Source organism: Anoxybacillus sp. LAT27, from assembly GCF_022030075.1.
Taxonomy (GTDB): domain Bacteria; phylum Bacillota; class Bacilli; order Bacillales; family Anoxybacillaceae; genus Anoxybacillus; species Anoxybacillus kestanbolensis.
The window spans coordinates 121,070-141,427 of record NZ_JAIWYK010000061.1 but is presented as its reverse complement, the minus strand read 5'-3'; the positions used below and the strand labels follow the sequence as shown (position 1 = coordinate 141,427).

Genomic DNA, 20,358 nt, shown 5'->3' with positions numbered 1-20,358 from the left:
GGTGATTCGGATGAAGTTGTACACAAAAACAGGTGACAAAGGACAAACGAGTTTAGTTGGAGGACGAGTTGATAAAAACGATGTGCGCGTAGAAGCGTACGGAACGATTGATGAAGCAAATTCGATGATCGGCTGGGCAATGACGTTATTGCAAGACGAAAAGTTTCGTGATATTTATCAAGAACTGCAACGTATTCAACATGAACTTTTTGATTGCGGTGGTGATTTAGCCATTGTCGGTGAAAAAATACCATATAAAGTAAAAGCAGAAATGGTGACGTTTTTAGAAGAACGCATTGATGCATATATTCAACAAGCGCCGCCGCTTGAACGGTTTATTTTGCCAGGGGGGTCTCCACAAGCTGCTGCGTTACATATGGCACGGACGGTGACACGAAGAGCAGAACGTTGTGTTGTAGCGTTAATGAAGCAACAACAAACGAATGAAGTCGTTTTACAATATATGAATCGTTTATCAGACTATTTATTTGCCGTTGCGCGCGTCGTCAACGCTCGCTTGCAAGTAAAAGATGTAGAATATGAACGAAGCGCGATTGTGTTTCGTGATAAAAATGAAAAAAAAGGTGAATCGGAATGAGGCGTTTCACGTTGCTTGTTATGTTTATTAGTCTATCTGTCATCGGTTCGCTTATCAAAATCCCATTTACAATCGGAAGTATTGCGCTCGATAGCGCACCTGCGGTTGTAGCAGCTGTTTTGCTCGGGCCAACAGCTGCTGCGGTTGTGGTAAGTGTTGGACATGTTGTATCTGCTTTATTTGGCGGATTTCCGCTTGGTCCATTTCATATACTTGTGGCTATTGAAATGGCCGCTCTTTTATACATTGTCGGCTTGTTGATAAGACGAGGATGGTTCATTTTTAGTTATGTATGTTTTTTTATCGGTAATGCACTACTTGCACCTTTACCTTTTGTATGGATCATGAGCCCGGCGTTTGTACTTTCTATCATTCCGTCTCTTGCATTAGCTACGGGCGTCAATTTAGCGATTGCTGTTGTCGTGTCGAAAGCGTTGCAACGCGCGTGGGGGAAGCAGCATGCGTGACGTATTATGCGTGCCATTTGATGAACAACATGAGCTCGTTTTTGCCGCTGACTGTTCAGGTGGAATTGGCTTAAAGCAATATGATGTTGTTCAAGCGCCATATGATGTTGTTAGTTACTATGGAGCTCGCGTTTCGCTTATGGAACTGATGAGCATTGGAGCAACGCCAAAAGCCTTTGTACTACAAAACTTTGTCGATGATCGTTCATGGGATGCACTTGTTACAGGCGTCCAACAAACGATGGCGGAGTTACAGTTGTCGCTTCCTATAACAGGAAGTAGCGAATCAAATATGCCGCTTATGCAATCAGCTGTTGGGGTTGTTGCTGTCGGAACGGTACGGAAAGAGGAAAAGAGAATAAATATTACACCAATGGATGCACGTTGGGCTGTCATCGGAGAACCGCTCGTTGGTGAAGCGGTCATACGTAAGAAAGATCGAATCATTCCGCTTTCTTTATTTCGCATGTTGCTGCAGGTAGATGGAGTGTATGAAATAATCCCAGTTGGTTCAAAAGGGATATCGCATGAGTGGAAGCTTATGCATGGGGAACGACCATTTCGTTGTTCCCTTCCGCCACATGCTTCTGCTGGCCCAGCGACATGTGTGCTTGTAAGTTATCATCAAAAGCAAGAGTCGTTATTGCAGTCACTTGCTGGAACGCTTTTTTATCCGATTGTAAATGAATTGTAAAATGTCATGTTTTATCGTTCTAACCGTTCGTATTTTTGCATACAACATATATGGTTATCGCGAACGGGAGGGAATAAACGATGGAAGATATGATGAAACGAGTGCTCGTTGTTGTTGGGATGGCTGCATGCATTCATTTACTGTTTCTTGTTGGATTAAACAACTAGAAAAAGAGAATGTTGTGCTATATAATGTAAAACAATACGAGAGAGGGGGAGAGAACGATGTTAACAGATTACCATAATCATTTAGAGCGTGGGACGTTAACGCTTGATTATTTAAAGCAATTTACGGACGAAGCTGCGCGGAAAGGCATTGAACATTTCGGTATTTCCGAGCATGCGTATCATTTTTATCAGACGAAAAATATTTTATCGAATCCATGGATTGAAGAACGTCGCTACTATGATATGGCTGATTACGTTCGTTTATTTCATGAAGCGTGGGATGCCGGAATTGATGTGAAAATGTCGATCGAAATGGATTACACGCCAGGCAAACATGAAGAAATGGCGCAGTTTATTCGCGCTTACGATTTTGATTATGTCATTGGCTCGATTCATTGGGTTGATGATTTTGGTATCGATTTAGCTGAGTTTCGGAAAGAGTGGGATCGTCGCGATCTATACGATACATATCGAAAATATTTCGATCAAGTGGTGACGCTAGCTGAGTCGAACTTATTTGACATTATCGGTCATTTAGATTTAGTGAAAATTTTTAAATACGTGCCAGAAGATGAGGAATTTTTGTTAGAACAGTACGATCGTGCCACGACGGCACTAGCCAACTCGAAAACGTGCGTTGAAATTAGTACAGCAGGTTTGCGTAAACCTGTTGGGGAACTATATCCTGATCCTCGTCTATTACAAATGTGCTACGACAAAGGCATTCCAATTGTGTTATCGTCTGATGCACACGTGCCGCAAGATGTTGGGGCGGATTATGATCGAGCGATCGCTCTCGCTACAACAGTCGGTTACAAGGAAGTTATGACGTTTTGTAAAGGGGAACGAAAAGCGGTTCCACTTGGATAAAAAAAGGTTCAGCTGCGCGGCTGAACCTTTTATACTTCTAATCTCTTGACAACATCAATATCGCTAATTTGTTCGAGCGTTTCAACGAGTGCGTCATCAAGTGGTTTATCGAGTGAAAGCATCATAATCGCTTTTCCACCCGCTTCTTGGCGACCAACTTGCATCGTTGCGATGTTGACTTGATGGTCACCTAAAATGTTACCGACTTTTCCGATCATTCCCGGTTTATCATGATGTTGAATGTACAACAAATGCCCTTCTGGAGCAAAATCGATCGCAAAGCCATTAAAATGAACGATCCGGTCACCGTAGTGGGCAATATGGGTACCTTTCAACGTAAATGTTTTGTTTTCGCCATATACAGTTAACGTAATGCTGTTGTTGTAGTCGTTTCCGTTTGCTGAAAATTTTTCACTAAAGGCGATGCCGCGTTCTTTGGCGATCATTGCTGCGTTTACTTCGTTGACAGTTGAAGCAACGCGAGGTTTTAAAAATCCAGCAAGCAAACTACGCGTAATGAATGTCGTTTCTAAATCAGCAACAGATCCTGAATACGTAATCGCAATTTCTTGAACCGGCTCGCTCATATATTGCGAAGCTAAAATACCCATTTTTCGAGCTAATGTATAAAAAGCTTGAATTTTTTCGTATACATCTTTTGAAAGTGTCGGCAAGTTAATCGACGATGTGACCGGTTTTCCTTGTAAAAATGTTAATACTTCTTCAGCGACTTGTGTCGCTACGTTCACTTGCGCTTCGACTGTCGATGCCCCAAGATGTGGAGTGACAACGACGTTATCAAAAGAGAGAAGCGGATGGTCTCCCGGTGGCTCTTGTTCAAATACATCGAGCGCAACGCCTGACACATGTCCGTTTTCTAAAAACGGAATGAGCGCTTGTTCGTCGATGATGCCACCGCGCGCGCAGTTAATTAAATATACACCTTTTTTCGTTTTTGCTAAGTTTTTTGGACCGAGAAGCCCTTTCGTTTCTTTTGTTAGCGGTGTATGTACAGTAATGATATCTGCTTGTGCAAGCAATTCATCAAGCGTGCAAACATCGACACCAATTTTTTCTGCTCGTACTTTCGTTAAAAATGGATCGTATACGTGAACGTGCATACCGAATGCGCGCGCCCGCTTCGCTACTTCAGAACCGATGCGACCAAATCCAATAATACCTAAATGTTTTCCGAATAACTCGACACCGACGAAAGCGGAACGATTCCATTCACGTGATTTGACTGAAATGTGCGCTTGTGGAATACGGCGCACTAATGAAGCCATCATCGCAAATGTATGTTCCGCTGTCGAAATTGTATTGCCGTTTGGAGCGTTAATGACGACGACACCGTATCGTGTAGCTGCATCGACATCAATATTGTCCACCCCGACGCCAGCGCGTCCTACAATTTTTAGATTTGTCATTTTTTGCAGTAATTGTTCAGTCACTTTTGTCGCGCTACGAACGAGCAGCGCGTCGAACTGATCAAGTTCGTCCTCCACCTCGCTTACCTTTTTTTGCACGACTTCGATCGTTGGATCAGCAAGGAGTGGGGCAAGTCCTTCTTCGCTCATTGCATCAGCTACTAAAATGCGAATCACAAACATTCGCTCCTTTCAATTAATAAGTTTTTAAATTTCTGATAATTTAACATGCCCGTATGCACGTGTCAATAACTTTCGGAAAGGTCATACAAATGAAAGCGTTTTTATATATGAATGTTCGGAAAAAAGACAAAAAGCTGGCCAAAAGCCAGCTTAACGCATGAAGTGTATTTATTTTTGTTCGTTGTAACGAGCGATGCATTCGTCAATGAGTTTTGCAGCCGCTTCTGGGCCTTCCCATGTACCGATTTCTGTTTTCTTTCCTTCTAGATCTTTATAACGCTCAAAGAAATGAGCGATTTCTTTTAATTTATGTTGTGGAAGATCTTCAAGGCTACGCACATCAGCAAAGCGAGGATCGTCAACAGGCACACCAATTAATTTTGCATCTTCTTCGCCACCGTCTACCATGTTTAAGTAGCCAAGGACACGTGTTTCAATAACGCAGCCAGGGAATGTCGGATTTGTCACGATAACTAAAATATCGAGCGGATCGCCATCTAATGCAAGTGTATTTTCTAAGTAGCCGTATTCCGCAGGATAAAACATTGATGAATATAAGACGCGATCGAGTTTAAATACGCCCCGCTCTTTGTCATATTCATATTTGTTTTGGCTACCTGTTGGAATTTCAATAAACGCTTCAACAACCTTGTTTTCAAACGCCATGCCAAATTCCTCCTTTTTGTTATGTATACTTTTTTATTATAGTCGATTGGACAAGTGGTGACAATGACTGAACGAAAGAAAAGGGCAAGCTTCACGTGAAGTTTGCCCTTAGTTGTTCTTATTCAAATTTGTTTGGATCGCCATCAAATGGCTCGTCCGCGACTTTGATCGAGTCTGTTGGACAGCCTTCAAACGCATCCATCATATCGTCAATCAATACGTCTGGTATTTCGACAATACCTTGGTTGTCGTCCAATGTCACGTAAGCGATACCTTCATCATCGTAATCGTAAATATCAGGTGCAGCTGCTCCACATGCACCACAGGCAATACATGTTTCTTTGTCAACAATCGTGTACTTTGGCATACAATGACCCTCCTTAATTATATGGAACCAATCGTTTCATATGAAACGTTGGAAACGTATTCCTCACACTTTTATAATAAATGTGTTGCGGTAACTTTTCAATAAAAAACTCCAATGAAAATGCTTATCAGTACACAGTTTTCCCTCACATTGCTTCGCTTAATCTGGTAAAATGAAAGGGAAAATGGAGTGAATGTCGCATGTTACAACACATCGTTTTATTTTGTATCGACCGATTTCGGGGAGAACGGTCGCTCGCTGCGATCGATCATTTACTGAATGGCAAAAAAACAGCACAAACGTTACAAGATAGTAAATGGTATGATGTTAGTCGTCTATTTGGGACGGTACCAATTGACCGTACTCGTTTATTTGACGTCACACGAGCATTAGAGATGGATGGACTGATTTCCCAAGTGGACGAATACATATATTGCACAACCGCAAGTGGAAAAGAGAAAATCCGACATTTTATACTTCCCCCTTACATTGATGGATGGAAATATATGAATGAGGCTTCTTTGTTTTGGAAAAGGCTGTCCTTACTTATCCAAACGCTCGCAAACATCATTCATCGCACATCATTTGAGCCTGTACATCGCGATGAACACATTCAATCGTTCGTGAAGCGGTGGCTGTTTCAACATAAGCATATACAAGCGCTCGCCCGTTTATTATATGAAGAAATGTACGCGCTACTTCGTTATGTAGAGGAAAAAGATGCTAACATTTTCGTTTGGCGGTTGACAAGCCATGAGCGTATCGGATGGACGAACGAACAAGTTGCCTATGCCATAAAGGAGGAAGATGTAGCGGTTTTGTTATCGTTTCAAAATGTTCTTCATTTTATGCTTGAAATGACGGAAAAAGAAGAGGAAAAATTTCCGCTTCTTTTTTCACTGCGGGAACAAAAACGTTTCCTATTAACGAGTTCCGCTCAAAAAACATGGGAATTGCTAAAGGAAGGGTATTCACTCGAACAAATTGCCGAGTTGCGTGGATTGAAAAAAGGAACGATTGAAGATCATATTGTCGAAATCGCCACATATATTCCAACGTTTGTGACGACGCCATTTTTAGAGGAGAATAAACGCAAGCGCATTATTCAGCAAGCACAAAAATTACAAACGAAAAAATTACGGGCGATAAAAGAAGTGTTACAAGACGTTTCTTATTTTGAAATTCGGCTTGCGTTGGCAAGGTGGGAGAGGGAAGATGTTTAACATATTAAAGGAACGATTTGGTTACGATTCGTTTCGCATGGGGCAAAGAGAAATTATTGAAGATGTGCTGAATGGACGAAATTGTGTTGCTATGCTTCCGACCGGTGGCGGAAAGTCGCTTTGTTATCAGCTCCCGGGTTATATATTAAACGGCAGTGTGTTAATTATTTCCCCACTCGTTTCGCTTATGGAAGATCAAGTACAGCAGCTTAGAAATCGTGGTGAAAAACGTGTTGTAGCGCTCAATCGTTTTCTGTCTTATCGCGAAAAACGAGATGTGTTGCGTGAGTTAGCATCGTATCGTTTTATTTATGCTTCGCCTGAAATTTTACAATCCCCTTTACTTATCGAAGCGTTAACACGCATAAACATTTCGTTGTTTGTCGTAGATGAAGCACATTGTATTTCACAATGGGGACATGATTTTCGCCCTGACTTTTTAAAGCTCGGTCTTCTTCGCCAAACGCTCGGCAATCCGCCATGTTTAGCGTTAACGGCTACAGCTACACGTCAAGTTATCGCTGATATTGTAACGACGCTTAAACTCGACGACGTTAAACAACATATATACCCGCTCGATCGCCCAAATATTTGTTTATACGTGCAATATGTTCAAACGGTAGAAGAAAAAATCAAGGCGTTAAAACAGCTTGTCGCCACGTTACCTAAACCGGGAATTGTGTATGTAGCTAGTCGACAATGGGCAGAAACATTAGCAGAAGTGCTTCGTGAGGATCATCGCGTAAGCTATTATCATGGAGGTATGGATGGTGAACAGCGACTTCTTATTCAACAACAGTTCGTTTATGATCAGTTAGACGTCATTTGTTGTACAAATGCGTTTGGGATGGGTGTTGATAAACCGAACGTTCGCTTTGTTATCCATTTTCACTTGCCGACACAACCAGAAGCATATTGGCAAGAAGTTGGGCGCGCTGGGCGCGATGGAAACGAAAGTATTGCCATATTATTGTATGCCTCAGGCGATGAACAAATGGGACAATTGATGATCGATATGGAATTTCCGACAAAAGAACAAATTGTCTATGCATTGGACGCTCTACGCCATGGGCGGAAGGAAATGGGGTTAACAGACGTGCAACAACGTCTTTTATTGTATTGGCTAGAACAAATGAATATGCAAGAAGATATACACACTTTAGCTAATCGACTATACGCCCATATAGAACAAAGAAAACAAGAAAAAATAAAAAAATGGGTATTTATGCAACGATGGATAAACGAACAAACTTGTCGTCGGCGTACGATGCTTTCATATTTTGAACAACAACCACTTCCGAATGAGCGTTGCTGTGACCGGTGTGGCGCTGATATATATGTAAACGCTCCTGTAAAACATATTCAACAAATACATTTGCGCCCGTGGCAGGAAGAGCTCTGTTCCATGTTTGCAATAAAGGTGAGGACAAATGATTAAAAAACAAATGGAGATAGCTAGTCAAATGAACGATGAAGAAATCGTTTATCATCTATACGTAACACAAGCGCTTATTTTTCTTATTGCGCTCATTTTAAGTGTATTTTTATTTACGCCTGCGACCTTCTTTTCGATGTGGCAGTGGGATATACGGGAAATACTATTGTACGGTAGCGGTTGTGCGGCGCTTGTTCTTTTTGTCGATTTTTTACTTATTCAGTATGCACCTGAACAATGGTATGATGATGGTGGAATCAATGAAAAATTATTTCGTTCACGTTCGATATCGCACATTTTTATCATGACTATGGTCATTGCATTTTGTGAAGAGCTATTGTTTCGTGGTGTCATTCAGACGCATGTCGGCCTATTTTTCGCAAGCATCATTTTCGCTTTATTGCATATTCGTTATTGGCGAAAATGGCTCCTTCTTTTGGCTGTCATTAGTTTAAGCTTTTGGATTGGACTTATCTATGAATGGACAAGCAATTTATGGGTCACGATTTTTGCCCACTTTCTCATTGATTTTATTTTAGCGTTACACATCCGGTATCGTACAAAAGAGGTGACAAACGATGCGTAAAGACCAAGCGGAAAATTTGCGTAAAAAAATGGAGAATATTAGTAAGCAACAAGAAGACGATGAGCTTCAGTTGCCACCGCGCAGCGAAGTGCATAAAAAGAAAAAAACGAAATGGAAAGTTAAACATCCACTCGTTCGCATTCTTGCACTCTTTTTCGTTTTATTGCCGATTTCCATTTACAGCATATATCACTTAGTTGAGAAGCGTCCCGTCCAAGTCGTGACGATTGATGATGAAAGCTATGAGACTGTTGATGTCGATCAACAAAAAGGGCATAAGCCACAACAAAAACCGCTTGAAAACGAAGCAAAAGAAGAGGAACAAGAATCGAATGAAACAGAATCATCTTTTATTTATCATACCGTACAAGAAAATGAAACGTTATATAGCATTGCGATGAAATATTACGGAAATGAAAAAGGAATGGACCTCATTAAAGAATGGAATCATTTAACGAGCATGAAACTACAAAAAGGACAAGTGTTAAAAATTCCAAATATGAATGGAAAATAAGGTATACCACTTTGTCGATGGACATACAATCGTAGTAAAACACGATCGGCAGGGGTGGCTATGATTTTCCCAATTGAATTAGATGAAGTGACAAAGGCGATTTTACAACGAATGATAACGCATAAAAGAGAATGGGAAGACATGAAAAAAAGAATGAAGTGGTCGTTCATTTTGTTTTTGTTTTCACTCGCTTTATTTGGATTGTATATATACCAAACGGTTGTTATTCCAAATCATTCGTCTACAGAACGAATGATTGTAGCAGCGATTGATGATGAACGCATTTTTTGGTTTACTGCATTCGTTGGATCGCTTGGTTGGTTTGTTTCATTTTGTAAAAAGAAAAGTGATAAAGCGGAGCAAGATTTCCATGCACTCCGCTGTGAGTTCATTCAAAAAAGTAGCGAATTACTTGAAAAACGAACGTGGGAAAAAAGGCACGTTCTTTACGAATGGATGAAAGAAACACATGATATCACGCTTTATCATGAAAATAAATAGCTAGAAAAATTTTTTTCGATCCCTCTCTTCTTTCAAGATTTCGACGGCCTCGCGAAAGCGTTGCGCATGAATGATTTCACGCTCGCGCAAAAAGCGTAAACTGTCATTTAAATCTGGATCATCGCTCATATCAATAATCCATTGATACGTTGCACGTGCTTTCTCTTCTGCAGCGATATCTTCATACAAATCGGCGATAGGATCGCTTTTTGCTTGAATGTATGTTGCTGTCCATGGCGATCCTCCTGCGTTATGATAAAATAACGCGTGACCATGATTGACGTAATGCTCACCCAAACCTGCTTCTTTTAACTGTTCGGGTGTAGCATCTTTTGTTAATTTATAAATCATTGTTGCGATCATTTCTAAATGGGCAAATTCTTCTGTTCCGATATCGGTTAATAGGCCGACCACTTTGTCTGGTATTGTATATCGTTGATTCAAATATCTTAACGCGGCAGCGAGCTCTCCATCCGCTCCACCATATTGTTCGATTAAATATTTGGCAAGCTTCGGATTACACGTACTAACTCGTACAGGGTATTGTAATTTTTTTTCATAAATCCACATCATGTTTCCTCCTTTCTTTATACTTGCCAAGGCCAAGGTGTTTTGGACCAATCCCATGGATATTGAGAGTAGCTGTTGCCGTATTGCTGTAAAGGTCCAAATTGGGTTTCATACTGTTTTTTTAGCTTTCTCCGCTCTAAAGATAGCTCGTTGAATTGCCGGATTGCTTCATAATCGTTCGGATGTGTGTCTAAATAGAGCGTTAAATCAACGAGCGCAAAATCGATTGCTTGGAGTTGGTGCAGAAGGTCATAATATTCCTTAGGCATGCGGCTCATCTGTTCTCACTCCTTTTTCACGTGCGTTATAGTAAGGGTCATAAAACAATTTCCACAAAGTTCCTTTTTTTAGTGCCTCGCTTGGTGAAAATTGCGGCAAGTTTGGCGGCTGAAACCCGACATATAAATTTGGTGCAGTAACGTACGTCTTTTCGGTAATTGGCGGACAAGGATCGAATGAGCTTATATATGGATGGTATGTTTTTCGAGTTGTAAACATCACGTTCCCTCCTTTCTTGAAGTATCATTCATATGTATGAAAAAATGGCATGTCTGTATACGCTGTGTCATTTTATTTTTTAGTGCATATGTTGAAAAAGGGAGGGAGCAACATGTGGTTTCTTTTTATTGTTGGATTTTTATGTGGCTATTTTATGATCGCTTGGACGCCAGCGGTCGAGCCGTTCGTGTTTGAAGTGTTTTTGACCGACATCATTTTTGACCCAGTGAAAACATTTTTTGCGCTTGTTAGTTTCTTTATCGGTTTCATTTCCAATGCGATCCTCATTCGCGCAGCGACTTGGCATACGTTACAAGCATGGCGAAAGGAACCGACGAATCGAAAAGAGCAATTTCTTTCGTATAGCGTATTACTGACGTTTTTTATATTGGCGATGATTGATGTAAAAAAGACGACGATTTTTTTTCTCTTTTCTCTCATATATGGTATGATGTCAATGAGTGTATACAAAGAGAGGGAAAATTGAAATGGTGTATATTGTAACAATATTTGTAGCACTTATGTTATACATGTGGATCGAAGCACATCGGAATCGCGTCATTTTTCATTCATTGCCATTTTCAACGTTTCCAGAAAGCTTTTCTCGCTTTCGTATTTTTTTTATTTCAGATATCCATCGTCGACGTGTATCGAAAACGTTAATTGGCTCATTAAAAGGAAAAGTCGATCTTGTTATTATCGGCGGCGATTTAACAGAAAAAGGGGTTCCGTTTTCGCGTGTTAAACGAAATATTGAGTTGTTGAAACAGCTCGGTCCCGTTTATTTTGTTTGGGGAAATAACGATTACGAAGTAGATTACCATGAGTTAGATGCACTATTGCTTGAAAATGGCGTGAAAATATTAGACAATACGGCAGTTACATTTGAAAGTGAGCAAGGTGATCGCATCGCTTTGCTCGGTGTCGATGATATGAACAAAAGGCGAGATCGGCTCGAGCTTGCGTTAAGCGATGCCGAACAGACAACGTTTCGCATCCTTGTTAGCCACGATCCGCGCATCATTGAAAAAATTAAGCCACAACATGAAATTGCGCTCGTTTTAAGCGGACATACGCATGGCGGACAAATTCGTCTCGGACCGTTTGGGCTATATGAAAAAGGATGTTTGCGAAATATAAATGGGACGATGCTACTTGTGAGCAACGGATACGGGACAACGACGCTTCCATTTCGTTTCGGTGCACGTGCGGAAACGCATCTGATCGAGTTAAAACATAAGAGAAGTTAAGCAAAACTTATACAAAATTTACACACCTCCGTCATGTTCGCTATAATGTTGACAGAATGATGCGAAAGATGGAGGATTTTATATGTCAACGCAAGAAGGAAAATATAATGTGAAAGCAGTGTCAAACATGTTAGGTATTCAGCCTGGGACGTTGCGAGCGTGGGAGCGCCGTTATCAAATTATCGCCCCACCGCGCAATGAAGCGGGACATCGTCTATATACAGAGGAACAAGTGCAAATATTGAAATGGCTTGTTGATAAAGTGAATCAAGGATTCACGATTAGTCAAGCTATTTCACTGTTAGAACAGCGACCGTCAGAGGTGCGTATACAAGCAGAAGATCATGTCACTACGCTTCGAGAACGATTGTTGCGAGCTCTTTTATCATTTGAAGAGTGGACAGCACATGAATTGCTAAATGAGGCGTTCAGTTTATATACAGTTGAGAAAGTTGCACTCGATATTTTAAGCCCATTACTCGTAAAAATCGGGGACTTATGGGAAAATGAAAAAATTACGAGCGCGCATGAACATTTCGCTTCTGCCTTTTTACGGTCACGACTTGGCATGGCGTTTTCTATGATTCCTGTAAATCGCTTGCTTCCAAAAACGATTTCCGTTTGCGGACCAAATGAATGGCATGAACTTGGGTTACTTATTTTTACTTTATATTTGCGCAGAAGGGGTTACGAAACGATTTATTTAGGGGCAAGCATCCAGCAACAAGATTTATCAATTGTCATTCAGGAAGTAAAGCCATCATACGTCTTTTTATCTTGCACGTTACAACAAAATGTACAAGCGACGCTAAAACTCGTCGATCAATTGAAACAAACATATCCACATATTCGTATTGGAATTGGGGGACGGGCGTTCGATAAAGTTGATGAACAAGTAAAAGGCAAGTACGGCGATTATTTTCTCGGACAATCAAAAGAGCAATGGGACGAGTGGTTAAAATCGAATGAAAAATACTTGTCTAAAAGGGAGAAAACGATGTAAACTCATTAGTAATATGACGAACATTTTTACACGTTCGTCATATGCTAACAGTAAAGTCTGTGTAGGTAAGGAGGGATGTTTATGCGGCTTGAACGCTTAAACTACAATAAAATTAAAATATTCCTCACATTTGACGATCTAGTTGAGCGCGGGTTAACGAAAGAAGATTTATGGAAAGATACGTTTAAAGTGCATGAACTATTTCGCGATATGATTGAGGAAGCAAGTGAGGAGCTCGGCTTTGAAATTAATGGGTCGGTCGCTGTTGAAGTGTACTCTTTACCAGCACAGGGCATGGTCGTGATCGTAACGAGCGAAGGTGAGATGGCAGATGAGGAAGACGAGTTTAGCGACGATTATATTGAAATGCAAGTCACGCTAGATGAAAGCGATGATATATTTTTCGAATTTCAAACGTTTGAAGATGTCATTCAATTAGCGACGCGTCTTTATTCGCTCGGTTGTCATGGCGGCTCGCTTTACAGTTATGAAGGACGCTTTTATTTACATTTTGCAGAATCTGTCATTCCAACAGATGACTTTGTTGCTATTTTAGCTGAATACGGAAGCCCCTCCACATTAACGATTTATCGTGTCGAAGAGTACGGCAAAAAATTGATCGCCAACGAAGCGATTGCCCAACTATATAAATACTTTGTGAAAAAATAACCTTCGCCCATACGCGAAGGTTATTTTCTTAAAATGGATAAGGTGGTTCATCTTCTTTTGCCCATGCACGTATAAAGTATTCCTTATTTTGAAATTTATGAAATGAGTCATGATGGACAGCTGGAAACACACGTTCAACGGATAAATGTTGTGTACGATGGGCAAGTAAAGCTTTGCGCACTTTTTTTGCTTCTTCATCTGTGAATGTGAAGACGATATCGATGTTTTCAATTGGGTCACCGTAACGATCCGGGCGACCAACGACAGTTACATAATACAACTGCTCTACAATATGATCCATCAACGTTACTGCTTGATACGTGGCTCGTTGAATCGCTTGATGGTCTCGATGTCCCGAAATACCATGCGGTGGGAACGTCACGACAACGGTCGGCTTATATTGTTCAATAATATGACGAATGGAATCGACGAGCTGTTCTTCATATTCGGGTAATTTTCCATCAGGATATGTACCAGTAATGACATGATCAACACCTAAAATAGCCGCTGCTTGTTCCAATTCCTTTTTACGTACGTGTGGGAGCTCTTCTTTCGTACAAACTGGCGGATTTCCACACTTTCCGGCATCGCCAAGCGTTGCGCTATATACGATCGTTTCGACATCCTCACGCTTCGCTAATGTGGCAAGCAATCCTCCAACCGTAAACGTCTCATCATCAGGATGTGCAAAACAAAATAAAATTCGCTTTTTCATCTTTTTCGCCCCTTTCTATCGTACGTTCATTATATCGCTTTCGTATCGTGATGTGAATGATCGTTTTTTTTGAAAACGATTACAAAAAATCAATAAAAACTTCTTTGCATATGCGCATAGAAGGTGTATACTATGACATGAAAGGCGGACAATATTTTACAAAAGGTCATGGGAGGTTTACAAATGGTAGCCGAAAAGCATACCAACGAAGAAAAACATGATGTCCTACGAGCAACACAAATCGTCATACATAGAGCGCTCGAAAAGCTCGGATATCCTGAAGAGGTGTATGAGCTATTAAAAGAGCCGTTGCGCATGTTAACGGTGAAAATTCCGGTGCGCATGGATGATGGCTCAGTAAAAGTGTTTACTGGCTACCGTGCACAGCATAACGATGCGGTCGGTCCAACTAAAGGGGGTATTCGCTTTCACCCGAACGTGACAGAACGAGAAGTGAAAGCACTTTCCATTTGGATGAGTTTAAAATGTGGGATTGTTGATTTACCGTATGGCGGTGGAAAAGGTGGAATTGTATGCGATCCGCGTACCATGTCATTCCGTGAATTAGAGCGATTAAGTCGCGGTTACGTTCGCGCCATTAGCCAAATCGTCGGTCCAACGAAAGATATTCCTGCGCCTGATGTGTTTACAAATTCACAAATTATGGCGTGGATGATGGATGAATATAGCCGAATTGACGAATTTAACTCGCCGGGATTCATTACAGGAAAACCGCTTGTACTCGGTGGTTCACACGGTCGTGAAACGGCAACAGCGAAAGGGGTTACCATTTGCATTCGTGAAGCGGCGAAAAAGCGCGGCATCGACTTAAAAGGCGCGCGTGTTGTTGTGCAAGGATTCGGTAACGCAGGAAGCTATTTAGCAAAATTTATGCACGATGCGGGAGCGAAAGTGATCGGCATTTCTGATGCATACGGCGGTTTGTACGATCCGAACGGTCTTGACATTGATTACTTATTAGATCGTCGCGACAGCTTTGGTACGGTAACAAAGTTGTTTAAAAATACAATTACAAACAAAGAATTGCTTGAACTAGAGTGCGACATTTTAGTGCCAGCTGCGATCGAGAACCAAATTACAGAAGAAAATGCCCACAACATTAAAGCGAAAATCGTCGTCGAAGCGGCAAACGGTCCGACGACGTTAGAAGCGACAGAAATTTTAACGGAGCGCGGCATTTTAATCGTTCCTGACGTCCTAGCGAGCGCTGGTGGGGTAACAGTTTCTTACTTCGAGTGGGTACAAAACAATCAAGGATATTACTGGACGGAAGAAGAAGTGGAAGAAAAGCTAGAAAAAGTGATGGTGAAAGCGTTTAATAACGTATATGAAACTTCACGAACGCGTCGCGTCGATATGCGCTTAGCTGCATATATGGTCGGTGTGCGTAAAATGGCGGAAGCATGCCGTTTCCGTGGTTGGATTTAATATTTGCATGAATACAAAAAATCTCCTATCATTGTATGATAGGAGATTTTTTAATTGGAGTGAGCGTCAAGTGAAAAAAGAACAAATTATTATTGTCGGTGGAGGACCGTGTGGGTTAGCAGCTGCGATTGCCTTACAAAACGCAAACTTTTCACCGCTTGTCATTGAAAAAGGGAACATCGTCAATTCACTATATCATTATCCGACACATCAAACATTTTTCAGTTCGAGTGACCGTTTAGAAATTGGCGGGGTACCGTTTATTACTGAAAACCGAAAGCCGAAGCGCAATCAAGCGCTCGCTTATTACCGAGAAGTTGTCACTCGAAAAAACATTCGCGTTCATGCATTTGAAAAAGTCGAACGCGTAACGAAGCAAGCGAATGGCTCGTTTATTGTTGAAACGAGCAAAGGTACGTATGAAGCAACATACGTCATTATTGCGACGGGATATTACGACAACCCCAATTATATGAACGTGCCTGGCGAACATTTGCCGAAAGTGACGCATTATTTTAAAGAAGCCCATCCTTATTACAATACAGATTGCGTCGTCATTGGTGGAAAAAACTCAAGCGTCGATGCAGCATTAGAACTCGTGAAAGCAGGGGCGCGCGTCACCGTATTATATCGCGGCTCACAATATTCTTCGAGCATCAAACCGTGGATTTTGCCTGAATTTGACTCCCTTGTGCGCCAAGGGGTCATCACGATGGAATTCAATGCACATGTGAAAGAAATTACAGAAGACGCCGTCATTTATACAGTAAATGGCGAAGAAAAGAAAATAAAAAACGATTTCGTGTTTGCGATGACAGGATATCATCCTGACCATGATTTTTTAAAGAAAATGGGCGTTTATATTGACGCTGAAACAGGGCGACCAGCATACGATCTAGAAACGATGGAAACAAATGTGGAAGGTATTTTTATTGCAGGCGTCATTGCGGCTGGAAATAACGCAAATGAAATTTTTATTGAAAACGGTCGTTTTCACGGTGACTTGATTGCTGCATGCATTGCTAAAAGAGAGAAGAAAGTGTCCGAATAAAATTCGGGCGCTTTTTTTATTGTTTTATATTGTTAACTGTAATAAAATATAGGTTAACAAATAAGAGGGAGAGGAGCATAATGAAAGGTTTTTTTATTACAGGGACAGATACAGACGTAGGAAAAACATTTGTCACTGCTTGTATGTTGCGCACGCTTGTTGACAAGCGTATACGTGTGATAGCTTATAAGCCTGTGCAGAGTGGAGCGCAATGGCAAGACGGGAAATGGATCGCGCCTGATGTCGACGTGTACCGAAAAGTGATTGATGTGACTGATGAAGATGGATGTACATACTTACTACAAACTCCTTGTTCGCCGCATCTTGCTGCAAAAATCGACGGAGTGACAATCGAGCCCGATCACATTGTGGCACACGTCCATCAACTGCAACAAACTTATGATTTCGTGCTTGTTGAAGGAGCAGGAGGAATTGCGGTTCCACTCGTTGATAAGTCGTTTCTCATTGCTCATTTAGCTCAACTGCTACATTTTCCGTTGATCATCGTCGCGCGAGCAAGCGTTGGAACGATCAATCATACGGTGCTGACAGTGGAATATGCGAAAGCATTTGGTTTACAAATAGCTGGCATTATTATGAACGGCTTTTCTACACCAAAAAATGAAATTGAACAAGAAAACATACGAATGATTGAAGCGATGACACATGTTCCGGTGATCGGCGAAATTCCGCATATGACAAACTTTTCACATCAACAAATTGTATGGAGAAAGGAATGGTGGCAATGAACGAGTGGATTGAAAAAAGTAAAACATATTTATGGTTGCCGTTTACACAAATGAAAGATTATGAACAACATCCGCTCGTTATCGAAAGCGGGGAAGGCATTTTTTTGACGGATGTAAACGGAAAAACATATTATGACGGATATTCATCTCTTTGGTTAAACGTTCATGGACATCGAAAAAAAGAAATTGATGATGCTATTCGTGCTCAGCTTGAACGTATTGCTCATTCAACGCTGTTAGGGGCAGCGAATATTCCTGCCATTGCATTAGCCGAAAAGCTAATCGAATGGACGCCAAGTCATTTAACGCGCGTATTTTATTCAGACAGTGGAGCAGAAGCTGTAGAAATTGCGCTCAAAATTGCCTTTCAATATTGGCGAAACATCGGAGAACATAAAAAACAAAAATTTGTCACATTAACAAATGGGTACCACGGAGATACAGTCGGCGCCATTAGCGTCGGAGCGATTGATCTTTTTCATACCGTATATGAACCGCTTATGTTTACGAGCTATAAAGCACCGTTTCCGCTCGTCTATCGCCACCCAAGCAACGATCCGAACGTTGTGCGCGATGAGGCGTTAGGTGCATTAGAAGCGTTATTTGCTGAACATCATGAAGAAATTGCCGCCATGATTGTTGAAGGAATGATTCAAGGGGCAGGTGGTATGCATGTCATGCCAAAAGGATATTTAAAAGGGGTGGAACAATTATGTCGGCAATATAACATTTTATTCATTGTCGATGAAGTAGCTACCGGTTTTGGCCGAACAGGAAAACGATTTGCGATCGAGCATGAAGATGTGCAACCTGACATCATGACGGTGGCAAAAGGCATTACGGGCGGTTATTTGCCGATTGCTGCTACATTGACGACCGAAGCGATTTATGAAGCATTTTATGGCGACTATGCAGAGTTTAAAACGTTTTTCCATGGACATTCTTACACAGGAAACCAGCTCGGTTGTGCCGCTGCTTTAGCAAATATACAAATTTTTGAACGTGAGCGACTGATAGAACAAATAGAACAAAAAGCCACATTTGTCGCTGAACAGCTTGCATCGTTTAATGAACTTAATCATGTCGGTGATGTACGTCAGCTTGGGCTCATGTGTGGCATCGAACTTGTGCGTGATCGCCGTACACACGAACCGTATCCGTGGACGGAACGGATGGGGTATAGAACGACATTAACGATGAGAGAAAAAGGGATGTTAACACGCCCGCTCGGCGATGTGATCGTTTTTATGCCACCGTTAGCTAGTACGTTTGAGCAACTAGAGGCGATGATCGCTATCATGAAAGAGGCGATTATTGAAACAACAGAAAAAAGGGGCTAATTGTCAGCCCCTTATATTTCACCGTATATCGGTTCAGGATTTTGAAGTTTTTCTACCTTTTCTTCAATTCCATTTTGCGCATTAATAAAAATGCGATATGTGTCATCTCCGAGCGTTCCTAAAAATTCATAGCAAAGCACTTCTTCATTCATGTTGTTCATAATAATCGCCTTTCTTTCTTCCATAATGGTAACATTCGGATTCATTTTTTTGCGCGCTTGCTCAATTGAAATTGCTGGTTTTGGAATCGTTCGTTCACGTTTTGACGATAAGTAATCGCGAGCGGAAAAGCCGATAATGTTTCCATCGTCTAGTGCGATTTTCATTTTAATCGATTCAGGGTAAATACGAACGCCATCCTTTGCTGTGACGAACGTGAGCATAGCAACGTGATCGTATTGAGTGCTTTCGTACAATTCAAAGTTGTTAAATTTATGTTGCTTTAAAAACTGAAGCCCGCGCATCGTCGCTTCGTTTAAACTAATGTTTTGTTTATTAACAGGACGATTTTCAATGACCCAAATTGGATATCCTCCTCTTTCGGTAATATCCATATACGTTTCACTCTTCGTTTTCGGATTTTTAATCGTCACACTATAAAATGCATCACTTGCACCTTTTCCGCTATGAACGACTTCAATTTTTTCATTCCCTTTTAAACCGAGAAACGTTTTTGCGATTTGTTTTGCTTCTTCTTCCGTAATCTTTTTTCCAGAAATATGTTCAAATCCTTTTTCTCTTTTTTCTACGCTTGTGAACGAAGGACCGAAATCAGTTTCATTATAAGATTGAACATTTTTCTCTACCGTTTTAAATCCGTCTATAATGGTGTTGTCGTTTGGACGATTGTTTGTCGCAAGTGCCAACTCGACATCCATCCAGCGCAAGTTGTTTTCTAATACAAGATGCTGGACGTTTCGTAACTCTTGTTGAATATCAGCAGATTTTTTGTATAGTTGTTGCAATGTTTTATATTCCTCTGCGTTTAACGGCTGTTTATCTAAATCGCGAATGGCTGCACGATAGCTGAATGAACCAATATTCGATAAAAATTCTTCTGTTTTATTGAACGGCAAAAGAGAAAGTGGGAGCTGTCCAACGGTTGCGTGTGCTTCAGAAGCAAGGCGCCACACTTCTGCAAGCGCTGGCGACAGCGATTGACGGGAGTTCATTGCAAGCGTTGTCCCAATTTGATCGTGAAGTAAGTCGATTTGATACGTTAAATCATGAAAGGCACGTTGATAATTGTTTTCAGCATGAATCAAAATAGCATTTTTTTGTTGATGCTCCCGATATCCCCAATAGGCTGTCCCTACAACGCCGATCGATAGTGCTCCAATGAGTAAAATTCGTAGCAAAAGGCTCC

At 41.2% G+C, this 20,358-nt stretch carries 25 protein-coding genes; 17 read left to right on the top strand and 8 right to left on the bottom strand.

Annotated features, from left to right (window positions below):
* Positions 1-10 precede the first annotated feature (10 nt).
* The 4 genes from LD028_RS03285 to LD028_RS03270 all read left to right on the top strand — a co-directional run bounded on the left by LD028_RS03285 (position 11) and on the right by LD028_RS03270 (position 2,796).
* Positions 11-598, top strand: a complete 588-nt coding sequence (locus tag LD028_RS03285) for a cob(I)yrinic acid a,c-diamide adenosyltransferase (protein ID WP_041638200.1) — start codon at positions 11-13, stop codon at positions 596-598.
* Positions 595-1,065 (top strand): ECF transporter S component, encoded by a 471-nt coding sequence (locus LD028_RS03280; protein WP_237810931.1) that lies wholly within the window; start codon positions 595-597, stop codon positions 1,063-1,065. Before LD028_RS03285 ends, LD028_RS03280 begins: the two co-directional genes overlap by 4 nt.
* Positions 1,058-1,759, top strand: a complete 702-nt coding sequence (locus LD028_RS03275; protein ID WP_237810930.1) for an ATPase — start codon at positions 1,058-1,060, stop codon at positions 1,757-1,759. Before LD028_RS03280 ends, LD028_RS03275 begins: the two co-directional genes overlap by 8 nt.
* A 224-nt stretch (positions 1,760-1,983) precedes the next feature.
* On the top strand, positions 1,984-2,796 hold the full coding sequence (locus LD028_RS03270; RefSeq protein WP_006319349.1) for a histidinol-phosphatase: 813 nt from the start codon (positions 1,984-1,986) through the stop codon (positions 2,794-2,796).
* 29 nt (positions 2,797-2,825) lie between these two features.
* On the opposite strand, the gene serA is transcribed toward LD028_RS03270, so the two are convergent.
* From serA to LD028_RS03255, 3 genes are all read right to left on the bottom strand, one after another.
* Positions 2,826-4,400 (bottom strand): phosphoglycerate dehydrogenase, encoded by a 1,575-nt coding sequence (serA, locus tag LD028_RS03265; protein ID WP_237810929.1) that lies wholly within the window; start codon positions 4,398-4,400, stop codon positions 2,826-2,828.
* A gap of 174 nt (positions 4,401-4,574) precedes the next feature.
* The gene (locus tag LD028_RS03260; RefSeq protein ID WP_237810928.1) at positions 4,575-5,072 is read right to left on the bottom strand and encodes an inorganic diphosphatase; all 498 of its coding nucleotides are present in this window, start codon (positions 5,070-5,072) and stop codon (positions 4,575-4,577) included.
* Positions 5,073-5,190: 118 nt separating this feature from the next.
* Positions 5,191-5,439, bottom strand: coding sequence for a ferredoxin (locus LD028_RS03255; RefSeq protein ID WP_066325905.1), 249 nt, complete (start codon positions 5,437-5,439; stop codon positions 5,191-5,193).
* 200 nt (positions 5,440-5,639) lie between these two features.
* Here LD028_RS03255 and LD028_RS03250 point away from each other — a divergent pair, with 200 nt between their 5' ends.
* Genes LD028_RS03250 through LD028_RS03230 form a run of 5 tightly spaced genes read left to right on the top strand, consistent with a single transcriptional unit; the run spans position 5,640 to position 9,698 of the window.
* A complete protein-coding gene (locus LD028_RS03250) occupies positions 5,640-6,662 on the top strand; it encodes a YpbB family protein (RefSeq protein ID WP_237810927.1) in 1,023 nt (340 codons plus the stop codon).
* A complete protein-coding gene (locus tag LD028_RS03245) occupies positions 6,655-8,100 on the top strand; it encodes a RecQ family ATP-dependent DNA helicase (protein ID WP_237810926.1) in 1,446 nt (481 codons plus the stop codon). The genes LD028_RS03250 and LD028_RS03245 overlap by 8 nt, the downstream gene beginning before the upstream one ends.
* The gene (locus tag LD028_RS03240) at positions 8,093-8,683 is read left to right on the top strand and encodes a CPBP family intramembrane glutamic endopeptidase (RefSeq protein ID WP_237810925.1); all 591 of its coding nucleotides are present in this window, start codon (positions 8,093-8,095) and stop codon (positions 8,681-8,683) included. The genes LD028_RS03245 and LD028_RS03240 overlap by 8 nt, the downstream gene beginning before the upstream one ends.
* Positions 8,676-9,197 carry a LysM peptidoglycan-binding domain-containing protein gene (locus LD028_RS03235; protein WP_006319362.1) on the top strand — a complete coding sequence of 174 codons (522 nt, stop codon included), beginning with the start codon at positions 8,676-8,678 and terminating at the stop codon, positions 9,195-9,197. The genes LD028_RS03240 and LD028_RS03235 overlap by 8 nt, the downstream gene beginning before the upstream one ends.
* Positions 9,198-9,257: 60 nt before the next feature.
* On the top strand, positions 9,258-9,698 hold the full coding sequence (locus LD028_RS03230) for a YpbF family protein (RefSeq protein ID WP_237810924.1): 441 nt from the start codon (positions 9,258-9,260) through the stop codon (positions 9,696-9,698).
* Here the strand turns inward: LD028_RS03230 and LD028_RS03225 are convergent, their stop codons facing one another.
* From LD028_RS03225 to LD028_RS03215, 3 genes are read right to left on the bottom strand one after another with little or no spacing between them, the layout of a single operon-like run.
* Positions 9,699-10,268 (bottom strand): manganese catalase family protein, encoded by a 570-nt coding sequence (locus LD028_RS03225; protein WP_094240831.1) that lies wholly within the window; start codon positions 10,266-10,268, stop codon positions 9,699-9,701. It lies immediately after the preceding gene.
* Positions 10,269-10,285: 17 nt separating this feature from the next.
* On the bottom strand, positions 10,286-10,546 hold the full coding sequence (locus LD028_RS03220; RefSeq protein WP_094240832.1) for a spore coat protein CotJB: 261 nt from the start codon (positions 10,544-10,546) through the stop codon (positions 10,286-10,288).
* Complete coding sequence (locus LD028_RS03215; RefSeq protein ID WP_094240833.1) at positions 10,530-10,766, bottom strand: spore coat associated protein CotJA; 237 nt, start codon at positions 10,764-10,766, stop codon at positions 10,530-10,532. Before LD028_RS03215 ends, LD028_RS03220 begins: the two co-directional genes overlap by 17 nt.
* A 112-nt stretch (positions 10,767-10,878) precedes the next feature.
* Here LD028_RS03215 and LD028_RS03210 point away from each other — a divergent pair, with 112 nt between their 5' ends.
* From LD028_RS03210 to LD028_RS03195, 4 genes are all read left to right on the top strand, one after another.
* Positions 10,879-11,253 (top strand): hypothetical protein, encoded by a 375-nt coding sequence (locus tag LD028_RS03210; protein WP_237810923.1) that lies wholly within the window; start codon positions 10,879-10,881, stop codon positions 11,251-11,253.
* 1 nt (position 11,254) lies between these two features.
* Entirely contained in the window at positions 11,255-12,016 is a 762-nt protein-coding gene (locus LD028_RS03205) for a metallophosphoesterase (protein WP_237810922.1), read from the top strand.
* Positions 12,017-12,098: 82 nt separating this feature from the next.
* Positions 12,099-13,019: a MerR family transcriptional regulator gene (locus LD028_RS03200; RefSeq protein WP_237810921.1), complete on the top strand. Its 921-nt coding sequence runs from the start codon at positions 12,099-12,101 to the stop codon at positions 13,017-13,019.
* An 81-nt stretch (positions 13,020-13,100) separates the two neighbouring features.
* Positions 13,101-13,688 (top strand): genetic competence negative regulator, encoded by a 588-nt coding sequence (locus tag LD028_RS03195; RefSeq protein ID WP_237810920.1) that lies wholly within the window; start codon positions 13,101-13,103, stop codon positions 13,686-13,688.
* A 28-nt stretch (positions 13,689-13,716) separates the two neighbouring features.
* On the opposite strand, the gene LD028_RS03190 is transcribed toward LD028_RS03195, so the two are convergent.
* Positions 13,717-14,403 carry a PIG-L deacetylase family protein gene (locus tag LD028_RS03190; RefSeq protein WP_237810919.1) on the bottom strand — a complete coding sequence of 229 codons (687 nt, stop codon included), beginning with the start codon at positions 14,401-14,403 and terminating at the stop codon, positions 13,717-13,719.
* Positions 14,404-14,586: 183 nt separating this feature from the next.
* On the opposite strand from LD028_RS03190, the gene LD028_RS03185 reads away from it, so the two are divergent.
* The 4 genes from LD028_RS03185 to bioA all read left to right on the top strand — a co-directional run bounded on the left by LD028_RS03185 (position 14,587) and on the right by bioA (position 18,992).
* On the top strand, positions 14,587-15,852 hold the full coding sequence (locus LD028_RS03185) for a Glu/Leu/Phe/Val family dehydrogenase (protein ID WP_237810918.1): 1,266 nt from the start codon (positions 14,587-14,589) through the stop codon (positions 15,850-15,852).
* A 70-nt stretch (positions 15,853-15,922) separates the two neighbouring features.
* Complete coding sequence (locus tag LD028_RS03180) at positions 15,923-16,903, top strand: YpdA family putative bacillithiol disulfide reductase (protein WP_237810917.1); 981 nt, start codon at positions 15,923-15,925, stop codon at positions 16,901-16,903.
* A gap of 80 nt (positions 16,904-16,983) precedes the next feature.
* Positions 16,984-17,652: a dethiobiotin synthase gene (bioD, locus tag LD028_RS03175; protein WP_237810915.1), complete on the top strand. Its 669-nt coding sequence runs from the start codon at positions 16,984-16,986 to the stop codon at positions 17,650-17,652.
* Positions 17,628-18,992, top strand: coding sequence for an adenosylmethionine--8-amino-7-oxononanoate transaminase (gene bioA, locus LD028_RS03170; RefSeq protein ID WP_237810914.1), 1,365 nt, complete (start codon positions 17,628-17,630; stop codon positions 18,990-18,992). The genes bioD and bioA overlap by 25 nt, the downstream gene beginning before the upstream one ends.
* A gap of 11 nt (positions 18,993-19,003) precedes the next feature.
* Here bioA and ypeB read toward each other — a convergent pair whose 3' ends face one another.
* Positions 19,004-20,350, bottom strand: coding sequence for a germination protein YpeB (ypeB, locus tag LD028_RS03165; protein WP_237810913.1), 1,347 nt, complete (start codon positions 20,348-20,350; stop codon positions 19,004-19,006).
* Positions 20,351-20,358 lie beyond the last annotated feature (8 nt).